The organism is Streptomyces sp. 7N604 (assembly GCF_052245475.1).
Lineage (GTDB): Bacteria > Actinomycetota > Actinomycetes > Streptomycetales > Streptomycetaceae > Streptomyces.
Window position 1 is genome coordinate 16160 of record NZ_JBQQBX010000045.1, and the last position, 11966, is coordinate 28125.

At 70.9% G+C, this 11966-nt stretch carries 8 protein-coding genes and 3 pseudogenes; 3 read left to right on the forward strand and 8 right to left on the reverse strand.

What is annotated here, in order from left to right:
* Positions 1 to 203 precede the first annotated feature (203 nt).
* The 5 genes and pseudogenes from ACTWP8_RS34365 to ACTWP8_RS34385 all read right to left on the reverse strand — a co-directional run.
* Positions 204 to 2024 (reverse strand): choline/carnitine O-acyltransferase, encoded by a 1821-nt coding sequence (locus ACTWP8_RS34365; protein ID WP_443326006.1) that lies wholly within the window; start codon positions 2022 to 2024, stop codon positions 204 to 206.
* Entirely contained in the window at positions 2021 to 2974 is a 954-nt protein-coding gene (locus ACTWP8_RS34370; protein ID WP_443326007.1) for a class I SAM-dependent methyltransferase, read from the reverse strand. The genes ACTWP8_RS34365 and ACTWP8_RS34370 overlap by 4 nt, the downstream gene beginning before the upstream one ends.
* Positions 2975 to 3060: 86 nt before the next feature.
* Positions 3061 to 3930, reverse strand: a complete 870-nt coding sequence (locus ACTWP8_RS34375) for a HalD/BesD family halogenase (RefSeq protein ID WP_443326008.1) — start codon at positions 3928 to 3930, stop codon at positions 3061 to 3063.
* 237 nt (positions 3931 to 4167) lie between these two features.
* Positions 4168 to 4485, reverse strand: a complete 318-nt coding sequence (locus tag ACTWP8_RS34380; protein WP_443315823.1) for a MazG-like family protein — start codon at positions 4483 to 4485, stop codon at positions 4168 to 4170.
* Between the two features lie 193 nt (positions 4486 to 4678).
* Positions 4679 to 4818 (reverse strand): annotated as a pseudogene (locus ACTWP8_RS34385) (gfo/Idh/MocA family oxidoreductase); the annotation flags it as partial.
* A 232-nt stretch (positions 4819 to 5050) separates the two neighbouring features.
* Between ACTWP8_RS34385 and glnII the strand changes: the two are divergent.
* The gene (glnII, locus tag ACTWP8_RS34390; RefSeq protein WP_443326009.1) at positions 5051 to 6070 is read left to right on the forward strand and encodes a glutamine synthetase; all 1020 of its coding nucleotides are present in this window, start codon (positions 5051 to 5053) and stop codon (positions 6068 to 6070) included.
* A 417-nt stretch (positions 6071 to 6487) separates the two neighbouring features.
* The gene (locus tag ACTWP8_RS34395) at positions 6488 to 7105 is read left to right on the forward strand and encodes a winged helix-turn-helix domain-containing protein (protein WP_443326010.1); all 618 of its coding nucleotides are present in this window, start codon (positions 6488 to 6490) and stop codon (positions 7103 to 7105) included.
* Positions 7106 to 7462: 357 nt separating this feature from the next.
* Here the strand turns inward: ACTWP8_RS34395 and ACTWP8_RS34400 are convergent, their stop codons facing one another.
* From ACTWP8_RS34400 to ACTWP8_RS34410, 3 genes and pseudogenes are all read right to left on the reverse strand, one after another.
* Positions 7463 to 9010, reverse strand: a complete 1548-nt coding sequence (locus ACTWP8_RS34400) for a PepSY-associated TM helix domain-containing protein (RefSeq protein ID WP_443326011.1) — start codon at positions 9008 to 9010, stop codon at positions 7463 to 7465.
* A 215-nt stretch (positions 9011 to 9225) separates the two neighbouring features.
* Positions 9226 to 9987: a hypothetical protein gene (locus ACTWP8_RS34405; RefSeq protein WP_443326012.1), complete on the reverse strand. Its 762-nt coding sequence runs from the start codon at positions 9985 to 9987 to the stop codon at positions 9226 to 9228.
* Between the two features lie 403 nt (positions 9988 to 10390).
* Positions 10391 to 10912, reverse strand: a pseudogene (locus ACTWP8_RS34410) (MMPL family transporter); the annotation flags it as partial.
* A gap of 18 nt (positions 10913 to 10930) precedes the next feature.
* On the opposite strand from ACTWP8_RS34410, the pseudogene ACTWP8_RS34415 reads away from it, so the two are divergent.
* Positions 10931 to 11498, forward strand: a pseudogene (locus ACTWP8_RS34415) (DNA-binding response regulator).
* Positions 11499 to 11966: the final 468 nt, after the last annotated feature.

An 11966-nucleotide genomic window follows, 5' to 3' on the forward strand; every position in this document is an offset into this window, starting at 1 on the left:
TCCGGCCGACGCCTTCCTCTTCTGTGGGTCGCGTCCACGCGCGGCCCCCACATCGACGGGATGTTGCGGATGACGTTGCGAGATGACGTCGACGTCTAAATACCACGGTCCGACGCCGGTCTTGAAAAAGGGCCGCCACCCCGATGCGGGGTGGCGGCTCTTTCGGTTTTCCCGGCCACTTCGGCCCTTCCGGCCCTTCGGCCCTACTGCTCGGAGGCCAGCAGTTCCCGCAGTTCGCCCACCGCCTCCCGGAGCCGGTCGGCGAACACCCGCATCTCGTCCGCCACTGCAATCGGCGTGCTCAGGTAGACGTTGAACCGCTCGGGCAGCAGCACATAGGCGACGCCGATGCACCGGCTGCTGGTCGATCCGAAGCCGAAGTACTGGATGTTGGCGGACGGCGCGGAACTGGTGCTCAGGTAGTCGTCCCGCATCGTCACCCAGCCCGGCGACCGGTACAGCGCGGGCTGCTCGAGCACGCCGAGCTCCGCCCCGCGCCGCCGCTGGATCAGCTCCAGCTCCCACAGGTGCTGCTCGGGCGCCTGCCCGGCCTGGCACTCCTTGGCCCGGGTCACATGCGCCTCGGCGGCCGCCCGGAAGGCAGCGCGCCGGGTGTCCGCATCCGCCGCCGGGTCGTCCATCGCCGCCACGAACTCGAGCATCTCCGGGGTGACGACGCGCATCGCCTCGGTCCGCCCGTGCCGGTACTGCCGAGTGGCGATCGACTCGTACGTGGCGCCCAAGTGCCCCTTGGCGCGCTGGTGGGCGAGCTGGTAGGCGACCTGGACGAACGCGTCCGGTGAGACCCGGAGGGCCTTGGCGGCGGTGGCGCCGAAGTCCTCGAACGACACCGTGGCGGTCGCGGTGCTCTCCCCGTACGCCGCGAAGGCCTCGGCCGCCGAGCGCACCTGGGCCCGCAGGGCGTCGTCCAGCTCGAACACGATCGGCTCCAGCACCGGGAGCCCCTGGGAGCGGGCCCCGGACTGCCGGGAGTGCTCCTCGGCCGGGGTGCTGAGCAAGGCGTCGGTGAAGCTGAGGATGGTGGTCCCGTCCAGCTCGCAGTGCTCGACGTTGATGCCCGCCCGGCCGTCGGCGAAGACGATGAAGGACACGGCCTTGTCGAACCAGCGGTTGCCGCGGTCGCCGTACAGCAGCTCGTCGCAGGTCTCCTGGGTGTCCGCGGGCGCGAAGTCCTCAAGACAGACGCAGAACAGCGCGGTCTCGACGTCGTCCAGCGCGTCCGCGTTGCGGGGGTGGCAGGCGAGCAGGGACTCCCGGGCGGCCGCCCACTCCGCGCGGGCCATGGTGGTGAGGTGGCCCACCGAGGTGTCCGCGGCAGCCGGCTCGGCACCCGCCTTCATGACGGCGTGCAGCCCCGCCTCGATGTCGTCGAGGCTGTGCGGGACGCCGTCCGCGCCGAGCACGTCCAGCCGGAACATGCTGCCCCGGAAGAACACCACGATGTGCCGGGCCTTGGACGGGCCGGGCGACTCCTCGGAGTAGGGAGCGCGTACGGTGTCCTGCTGCGCGCCGGGGATCCGGGTGGTGGAGAACAGGTAGGCGTTCTGCACCATCGACTGGGGCACACCGCGCTGGACCACCGGCGGGATGAGCCCCTGGTCGAGCTTCCCCTTGTAGTTGAGGGCACCGGCGATGAGCCCGGCCGCCCGCTCCACCTGCGGACTGCCGGAGTCCTGGAACAGGAAGAAGAAGTTGGCGTTGAGCGCGATCCGGTCCCGGCGGCCCAGGTAGCGGTACGGCCAGAAGGTGTCGAGCCAGCTGTGCACGCCCTCCTGGGCGTCGTACTCCTCAAGCGCCGCGTGCAGCACCCGGCCGGGGCCGCCGGGCCGGAGGAAGGCGGCCACCTCCTCCTCGGTCACCGCCCGCTCTTCGGGGTTGAGCAGCGGGGCGCACCAGGCGAGGAACCTCTCGCAGCTCGCCTCCAGCGTAGGCAGCGGAACGCGCGGCAGGCTGTCTTCCTGGGCGAAGGTAGGGACGGGTGCTTCACCCTGACTGATGTTCAATTCCGTTCTCGATTCAGATCGTGGGGACCTGTTGTTTCCTCGCGGGCGTCGAGCCCACCGGCCGGAGGATCTGAAGTGTCGTACGGCCGGGAGAGGTAGAGCTGTGCATAGAGCCAGCCTTCCGCCTCCAGGCCCCGAGCATCCACCCCGACGGCCGACATCCTGTCCAGTACGAGCGCCTGTTCCTCCGGGGAGGCGAACCGCCGCTGTTTGAACACCTCTTCGATGCGGACGGTCCGGTAACCCAGGCCGGCGAGCGCGCGCTCGATGGGATCGAACGGGAACATCCGCAGCACGAAGTGCGCCATCCAGGGCCGGTGGCCGCCCTGCGCTCGGACGACGCGTGTGAGGGTCCGCTCGGTGACGTAGCCGAGGCAGCCCGTCGAGATCACCAGGTCCGTTCCGGCGAACTGGGCACGCTGCTGCGGTGTGAGCTCGTGCTCCTCCAGGTCGGCGTGGACCGCGTCGTCGAGGAACCCGGCCTCGAGCGCGTAGGACAACGCACTGCCGGAGGTGTCCAGACCGACGAAGCGAGGGGCGTTTGCGGGTTGGCGCGACCGGGACAGTTCGCGATCCCGGGCCAGCATGGCCTCGCGAGTCCACACGTCGGACCCTGGGTTGGACTCGGCGTTGGTCTCGGCGTCGGCCTGCGCGTCGGCCTTCGCGTCGGCGCCGCCGTCCTCGCCGCAGTAGCGCGCGTACAGCTCGTCCATGGTCGCGTCGTACTTCAGCAGGGCGGCGTTGATTCCGTACGAGCACCCGATGTCCAGCACCTTCGGCGCCGCGACGTGCCGGGACTCCCGGAACTCCTTGATGAGCTTCGCGAAGTAAGGCTTGGCCTGCTGCGGAATGCAGTAGCCGAGCGGACGCAGCACGCTGAAATACGTACGCGGATCGGGCTGGGTGTAGATGTGGTCGAGCGAGACTTTTCCGGTCGCGTCGAAACGCACAGGGCTTACCCTCCGTGGATCGCAGAGTGGGGAACAATGGCCTACGACGACATCACGTCCTCACATCCTCACGTCCTCGCCGTCCGCTAATCCAGCAGTCGGTCGCCCCGGACGGCCCGGCCCTCGGCCGCCAGATGCTCGGGCAGTACCCGGCCGAAGAGCTGCCGGGTCCGTGCCACGCTCCCAATGACGCCGGGGCGCTCGCTGTAGGCGAAGATCGCGGAGTGGCGCGCGGCCTCGCCCCGGACGGGGCTCACCCGGTGCAGCGAGTAGCGGCCCTTGAACAGCTGCAGGTCACCGGGTTGCAGAGGCAGGCGCCGGATGATCCGCTCGCCCCGGCCGTCCAGGACGTCCCGGACGTCGTCGAAGTTCTCGTCATGCGCGGACCTGATGTTCGGGCAGTACTCGAAGGCGCCGCCGGCCTGCGCCTCCTGGGTGAGCATGCTCACGGTGAACTCGTTGGTGTCGAAGTGCCACGGGTGTTCCATGCCCGGCTCGACGACGTTGAGAACCAGCCCGGAGAGCGGGTCCGCCAGCTCGTGCAGCTGCGGCAGCCCGAAGCAGCCGGCGATGAAGCCCTGGAACACCTGGTGGGAGTAGAGCCGGCTGATGAGGGAGTCTGCGGGGACGCGGTCCCGCGCGACGAATGCGTTGCCCCGCTGGAAGGTCCGCCGGCCGGGGTGGTCCTCCGGCAGAGCCGAGTCCACGGCGATGTTGTAGACGTTGACGGTTTCGACGTCGAAGTGCGCCAGGGGGGCGATGGCCGCGCACTCCTGCCGCAGGACGTCGCGGAGCGACGGACGGATGAAGTCCCGCAGCACGGTGCAGCCGAGTGTCTGCAGCTCGCGCCGGGCACGGGAAACCACGGCCTGTCCCTCGGCGCTCTCGAGTTCCGACAGGGGATACCGAGCCGTGTCGACCACCTGGTCAAGGGTTATGGCTTCCAGAGTGCTCATTCGATCCTCTCCACGTGCGGGCAGACCGTCCCGAGCCGGATGCCCCCGCCGGCCTGCAGTCCCGCCTCCGACGCCCCTTAGGGGCGACTTACGCGGTTTGCATGCCGTCCGGTCCTCACCTTCGGCTCTTCAGCAACAGAACTGAGTGGTAACGCAGTTGAAGCTTCCATATCGCCGCGCAAGTTGTCTGTGACACGTCACACTGTGCCCGGGGCGGCGCACCTGTCTCGACCTCAGTCACTCGGCCAGTGACCGCCTGGCGACCCGGTCCAGCTGTTCCGCGAACACCTTCCGCGCCTCCGGCGTCAGCGTCGTCAGCGCCACCATGGCCGTCACGATGACGTCGCACAGCTCGCTCTGCACGTCTTCCCACGTGTGGCTGTCGCCCTTTCTGGGGTTCTGGCCCATGGCGCCGATCACGGCCTGGGCGGCCTCGCCGACTTCCTCGGAGAGCTTCAGCACCCTCAGCAGCCTCTCCTGCTCGGGAGACAGGCGGCTCTCGCGGTTCAGCCAGGCTGTGAGTCGGTCGACGGTGTCCCAGGCGGCGTCACGCATGGGCGCCATTGTTCCCGGAAGCCCGGGGAGCCGCCACGCGCTCCACCGGCTGAGCCTTAGGTCCGTGCCCGTGATCGTGGCCCTGTCCGCGCCGCAAGGAGGGCCTCTTCGGCCGCGGCGAGGATCTCCGTTACGCGGAGGCCGAAGAAAACGACGGAGGCGACGCCGGAGCGCTCGGCGGCTTCGGCGACCCGCCGGGCGTCCTCGCTATCGCCCCCGCCGCCTCAGGCCTGCGGCCCCACACCCCGGTGAGCTCCACCTCGGGTGCGCGGCGAGCGCGGGCGCGTGCACGGCGTCCGCCCAGGGGCCCGTACCGAGCAGTCCGATGCGCAGCAGTCCGATGTGCAAGGAATGTGCCGCCTTCCTCGCCGCTGCCGCCCCGCTGACCAGCGGCAGCGTACCCGGGGGCGGCCTGCCCGCGGCCTCCCTGTTCCCGCCTCCTCTGTCGGAGCACCGGGTAACACGTGGTTCACATTCGAGCAATGGACGGGAAATCGCGTATTGCCAAGCTGCCCCGGTACTGACCGCAGTCCCGCACCGCCTGCGCCGAGAATAAGGACCGCCCGTGACCTACAAGGCCGAATACATCTGGATCGACGGCACCCAGCCGACCGCCAAGCTCCGCTCCAAGACGAAGATTCTCGCCGCCGGCGCTGAGCTGCCGATCTGGGGCTTCGACGGGTCCAGCACCAATCAGGCGGAGGGCCACGCCTCCGACTGCGTGCTCAAGCCGGTTTTCTCGTGTCCCGACCCGATCCGCGGCGGCGACGACGTCCTCGTCCTGTGCGAGGTCCTCAACACGGACATGACGCCGCACGCCTCCAACAGCCGCGCCGCGCTCCGCGAGGTCGCCGAGAAGTTCGGCTCCCAGGAGCCGATCTTCGGCATCGAGCAGGAGTACACCTTCTTCAAGGGCAGCCGCCCGCTCGGCTTCCCCGAGAACGGCTTCCCGGCCCCGCAGGGCGGCTACTACTGCGGTGTCGGCGCCGATGAGATCTTCGGCCGCGAGATCGTCGAGAAGCACCTCGACAACTGCCTGAAGGCGGGGCTCGGCCTCTCCGGCATCAATGCCGAGGTCATGCCGGGCCAGTGGGAGTTCCAGGTCGGCCCGCTGTCCCCGCTGGAGGTCTCCGACCACCTGTGGGTGGCGCGCTGGCTGCTCTACCGCACGGCCGAGGAGTTCGGCGTCTCGGCGACGCTCGACGCCAAGCCGGCGAAGGGCGACTGGAACGGCGCGGGCGCGCACACCAACTTCTCCACCAAGGCGATGCGCGAGGGCTACGAGCCGATCATCACCGCCTGCGAGGCGCTGGGCGACGGCGACAAGCCGCTGCTGCACGTCGAGAACTACGGCGTCGGCATCGAGTCCCGGCTCACCGGCCTGCACGAGACCGCCCCGTGGAACGAGTTCAGCTACGGCGTCTCCAACCGCGGCGCCTCGGTCCGCATCCCGTGGCAGGTCGAGGTCGACCGGAAGGGCTACATCGAGGACCGGCGTCCGAACGCGAACGTCGACCCGTACGTGGTGACGCGCCTCATCGTGGACACCTGCTGCACGGCCCTGGAGAAGGCCGGCCAGGTCTGATCCGCGCTCTTTTCTCACGAGCTGCTGCTGCACGAGCTGCTTTCTCCACGAGCTCCCGGCGCCCGCCGTCCCCGCAAGGGGCGGCGGGCGCCGCGCGTTCCGTATCAAGAGGAGCAGGGCGCCGGAATTCCGTATCAACAGGTGACCGGGCAGAGCACTCCCGCCGACCCTTCTGCTTCAATAGGGCCATGGCCAGCTTCCAGAACTCTTCGCCGGGTCGCCGTGACCTCGAGCCGTTCTGGCCTTCCCGGCAGAATCACGACTTCGACCGGGTGTGTTGCCGCGCGTTCTCCGCGCAGGCCCTCTCGCACCGCTGACGCCGCACCCGGCGAAAGTCGGCCGCCGGTCAACGGAACCGGCCAAGGCCCGCGCGCACGACGTCCACCGACGACTTCTCGCGCGAAAGAGCTGAGCTTCATGACCAACACCCGTTCGCTGTCCGCCGCCGCTCCCGTCAACTCGTCTGCCATCAACTCGTCTTCGGCCGGCCCGTCGGCGACGCTCGGCCGTCACCGCCTCCGGGCCGTCGACCGGGACGAGGTGGTGCACGTGTCGGACTTCCTGCCGCCGGGGGCCACCTGGCTGCCCGCGCCGCAGCACACCGTGCCCACCCTGCCGGGGCAGCCGCCGATGGTGGGCTACCTCGTGCTCGTACCGGCCGACGAGCCCCCGGCCGGGCTCGCCGTGGCCGCCGCTGCGGCAGCCGGTACCGCCGCCGTCTCGCCCGTGGAGGAGCGGGAGGGCACCGGCCCGGTGCGGATCGACACGGCGCGGCGCACCGCGCAGGTCGACGGCAGCCCGCTGGACCTGACGTACCTCGAGTTCGAGCTTCTGGCACACCTCGTCGCCCACCCCCACCGGGTGCACAGCCGTGACCACCTGGTCACGACGGTGTGGGGCTACGGGCATGTGGGCGACGGCAGGACCGTCGACGTCCATATCGCCCGGCTGCGGCGCAAGTTGGGGCCCGCGCACCGGGACTCGATCGTCACGGTGCGGCGCGTGGGCTACAAGTACGCGCCGCCCGCGGTCTAGTGATCCGGTTTTGAGTTCTGGCGTCACCACGTGAGTCGTGTTCCGTTTCAGATCACGGGTTCGGTGGTGACGGGGCTGGTGGCCTGCGTCTGCTGGAGGCATGGGTGACAGCAGGCTGGAGCCGCTCGTCTTATCGGACGTTGAGCGGCGGACGTTGCAGGGCTGGGCGACGCGTCGCACGACCGCGCAGGGGCTGGCGCTGCGGGCACGGATCGTGCTGGCCTGCCCCGGCGCCCGGTCGCCATGGCCTCGGGCGACGCGCCCGAGCCCGGACGCCGGGCCTCGGCGGACCCGATTCCCCACCATGACCTTGCCCGCTCGGGCAAGGTCATGAGGTGGATGGGAGGACCGCGGGAATCAGCCCCCTGCTGCGCGGCGGCGGGCTGTGGCTCCGATCAGAGTGTCGGCTACCAGGAAGGCCGCCAGTGGGATTCCGAGCAGCGGGATCAGCCAGCCTGCCACGGCCGCCGCGACGAGCAGCGGGAGCAGCACCGGAAGGGGCACCCGCCGCCACGCGCCGCGCGGCATGGGCCTGCCGAGACGGAGACGGCGGTCCTGCGTGGGCCTGCGCTGCCACCACATCACGTAGCCCCACACGATCAGCAGGATGAGCCCGAGGGCGAGCCCCATCAGCAGGAGCTGGTTGACCAGGCCGAAGGCCAGGCCCTGGTGGGCGTCGATGCCCCAGCGGGTGAGCTTGGCGAGCAGCGGGTGGTCCGCGAAGCGCAGTTCGTCGGTGACCTCGCCGGTGGCCGGGTGCACGGCCACCGCGTCCAGGTGCACCGGCCAGTGCTTGTCGGTCTGCTTGACGACGTACGCGGTGCCCTCCTCGCTGGGCGCGGCGATCTCGATGGGACCGCCGGTCAGCTTCCGCTCCTCGGCGATCTCGTAGACCCGGTCGATGCCGATGTCCTTGCCCTGGCCGTCGGCGTGCTCGCGGCCGCCGGCGTCGCCGTGCCCGGAGTGGTCGTCGCCGTGTCCGCCGCCCGCGTCGCCGCCGTCCAGCGTGGCCGTGACCGCCGGGGTGGCGCCGCGCAGCTCCGTGCGCAGCACGTCGATGTTCTCGCCCGCGTACGTCGACCAGGTCAGGCCGGTCGCGGAGAGGAACACCAGGCCCAGTACGGCCCAGATGCCCACCGCGCCGTGCCAGGACATGGTGCGCCGCCGCCCGGTCGCACCGCGCTCGGGCAGCAGCAGGCCGCGGACACGGCCGGAGCCGCGCGCGGTGCGCCTGCGCCCGATCCACAGGAGCAGGCCGCCGAGGGCGACGACCCACAGCCAGCTGGCGGCGATCTCGCTGTAGAGGCGGCCGGGTTCGCCGAGGTTGAGGTTGCTGTGGAGTCCGGAGACCCAGGCGCGGAAGGGCAGGGCGCCCGACCCTCCGTAGCTCTCGAGAGCGCCGCGCACCTCGCCGGTGTACGGGTTGACGAAGACGGCGAGTGACTTGTCCTCGTCCACGCTGGGGTCGCTGAGCAGGACGCGCGTCGTGGCGCCGTCTTCCGCGGAGGGCCAGACGGCGGTGAGCGTGCCGTCGGGGTGGGCGTCGAGTGCGGCCTCTACCTGGCGCGCGAGGGGGACGGTCGCCTCGCCCACGGGGACGCGGAGTTCGTGAGCGTAGACGGCCTTCTCGATCTGGAAGGAGGCGGCGTAGAGCAGTCCGGTCGCGGCCGCGACGAGCAGGAAGGGGGCGACGAGGAGCCCTGCGTAGAAGTGCAGGCGCAGCACGAGCGGGCGCAGACCCGCCCGCGCGCTCGTACGGCCACCGGCGGCTGGGCTCGGTCCGGACGCCGCCCGGTCGTCGGGCGTGCGCTCGGCGGTCGTCACCTCGTCGTCGGCAGTCGTCTCCGGGCCGGGCGGGGCCGGCCGGGTTTTCTCGTTCCCCTTTGCGGGGTCCTCAACGGACATGGAAATCCTTCGCTTTCGGCGGCCGCGTACGGGCATGGGCCGTACGGGCACGGGCATGCCGTTACGCGGCGTTGGCAGATGGGGCCGACCGCCCCGGCCTGGGCCGGGGTGTGCCGGATCGCGCCCGGGGGTGAGTGCCCACCGGGGCGGTGCCACGCCCATCGAGGGCCTGTCCCGAAGGGGCGTCGGATCCGGTCAGGTCACGACCGGTCAGATCACGGGCGGGGGGGCAGGGCGTCAGCGGGCGCGGTGCTACCGAACACCGTGCCGTACGGCGGCCCGCGCCGCGAGAGGACATGTGCAAGAAGTGCGCTGCGCAGCCGCCCGGCGACGGCGGCCGCGCGCAGCGTGTGGCGTACGGGCCGGAGTACGGCCGTACGCCATGCTCGCGCCGACAGCAGCAGCCGCAGCGGGGTGAAGGCGCGTGCGTCCAGGCAGCGCAACAGCCGGAAGAAGGCGGACTCGCCGCGCCACAGCCACAGGGCGCAGGCCAGACCCGCCAGGAGGTGCACGGCGAGCATCGCCCTGGACCCGTCGGCCGCGGAGCCGAGGTGGAACAGGTGGCTCAGGTGATCCAGAACTTCCCCGTCCGCGGCCACGGCACCGGATCCACCGATGGCGTCGGCCGCCGCGGCCGCGTCCGGCATGGCACCCGCGCCCGTGCCGTCCATGTCACCCATGCCGTCCGAGAACTGCGCCGCGCTGGGCCGCGGGCCGTTGTGCCCTCCGGCGAAGATGAGGTGCAGGCCTCCCTGCACCGCCATCAGTCCGGCGCCGATGGACAGGACACCCCGCCGCCGCCCCGCTCCGAGCCAGGCGGCGGCGGTTGTGACGCCGAAAGCCGCGAGCAGCGCCTGCCACGGTATGTGTTCGCCCGACGCCACAGCGTGCCCGGCACCTGCCAAGGCCACGCACACCGCCGCGAAAACCGCGGCCCGTACGTGTCGCAGCAGCGAGCACCGGGTGTCGTCCGTCATGGTGCGCACATGCTGCCACCCCATCGATGCCGGGATGGTTACGACGGCAGATTGTCCTGGTAAACCGGGCCGTTCAGGGCCCGGCGCAGGGTGCCGACGCCCCGCCCCTGCGCGGGGGCGACCGGCCATCCACCCGCCCCTGAAGGGGCCGGGGGGAAGTCTGCGCCACCGGTGCGAGACGGCGACCGCTCCAGCGGCTCCCTCCCCGCAGGCGCGCTCAGCCGCGTCCCACTCGCGCCGGAGGCGCAGGGGCGGCCGGCGCCGCCTCCGGCTCCTCCCCGTGCGTGAGCCCCGGCAGCCGTCCAAGTCCCCACGGTACGCGCCAGTTCCGCTCCCCCCAGCAGCGCCGTCACCGACGGCAGCAGCACCATCCGTACGAGCGTGGCGTCGAGCAGGACGGCGACGTCGTCCGGAAGAGGTGCACCTGCGCGCCGACCAGGCAGAGCAGGCCGAAGGCCGCCATGCACGCCGTCAGCGCGAGCGCGACCGGCAGCAGGGCCGCGACCAGCGCGCCGAAGGCGATCAGCAGGATGCCGAGCGCGAGCGGCACGGCGGTCATCTCCGCCCGGAAGAAGTCCTCGGCGAGCAGGTCGCCGAGCCACTTGTCGGAGCTGGCCCGGCCGAACTGGAAGACCTCGACGCCGCCGTGCGCGGACCCGGCGTGAGCAGAGCCGCCGTGCGCGGACCGTCCGTCCGCGGACTTCACCTCCTCGACGGCGTCGAGCACGGGCTGCACCCGGTCGGCCGCCACGTCCGCCGCGCCCTTCATCTCGAAGCGGATCAGCGCGGACCGGCCGTCCCGGGAGCGCAGCGGCGGCTGGAGGTTCCGTACTTCGCCGGTCCCGCGGATGCCCGCGGACAGGTCGCGCGCCGCGTCCCGCCAGCCGTCGGGCGCGGCGCCGCGCACCATGACCAGCTCGCCCGCGGGTCTTGCCGGTTCGAGATCGCGGCGGCCGTGGAGAGCGGACCCGAGCTGGCCCGGGCCCTGACCGAGCTGAAGCCGGACGTCGCGGTGGTCGACGTCCGGCTGCCGCCGTCGTTCACCGACGACGGGCTGCAGTGCGCGCTCGCCGCGCGGCGGGCGACCCCCGGGCTGCCGGGCTGGTGCTCCCGCAGCACGTCGAGCAGCTCTACGCGCGGGAGTTGCCGGCGGACGGCGACGGCGGGGTGGGGTACCTGCTGAAGGACCGGGTCTTCGACGCGGACCAGTTCATCGACGCGGTGCGCCGGGTGGCGGCCGGCGGGACCGCGATGGACCCGCACGTGATCTCGCAGCTGCTGTCCCGGCGTTCCCCGGACAAGCCGATCGGCGGTCTGACGCCGCGCAAGCGTCGATGTCATGGAGCTCATGGCCATGGCAGGTCGAACACGGCCATCGCCGCTCGGCTGTTCATTGCGGAGCGGGCACTCGCCAAGCACACCTCCAACATCTTCGGGAAGCTGGGCTGCCGCCCTCGGATGACGACAACCGCCGGGTACTGGCCGTACTCGCGTATCTCGACCGGAGGTAGGGCGGAGATGGCCTCGGCCCAATTAGCCTTATCTATAGGGCAGTTGGTACTCCTTTGCGGAATACCGCGACCACCCGAATGCAGAGCTCGGAGCTCGGCCTCGCAGGTTCCGCATCATCTGATTGTAGTGAATCGCCACCCTGGTGCACCGGCGGAAAGGCGTGGATTGATGTGAAGAACACACGCCCTTCGGTGCTTCATATGAGCTTCTTCTTTTGCGTAACCCCCCTGTCGCCCGGTGCCGTTCTCGCGCAATCCTGAAGACATCGACCCGAAATCGTATGACATCGCAGAGGTTGGTGGTTGAGAGAGGAGAGGCCGTGCGCTCGGAACTGAACTGGGAATACGCGTGGCGTCGAACCGCTGCACCGGACGCCCCGATGTGGAAGCGCAGCGAAGCGGTCGACGTCGAGCGGGGGGACGGGCCGACGTGGCCGCGCGTCCAGGCAGGACGGCGCCGACTCCGGG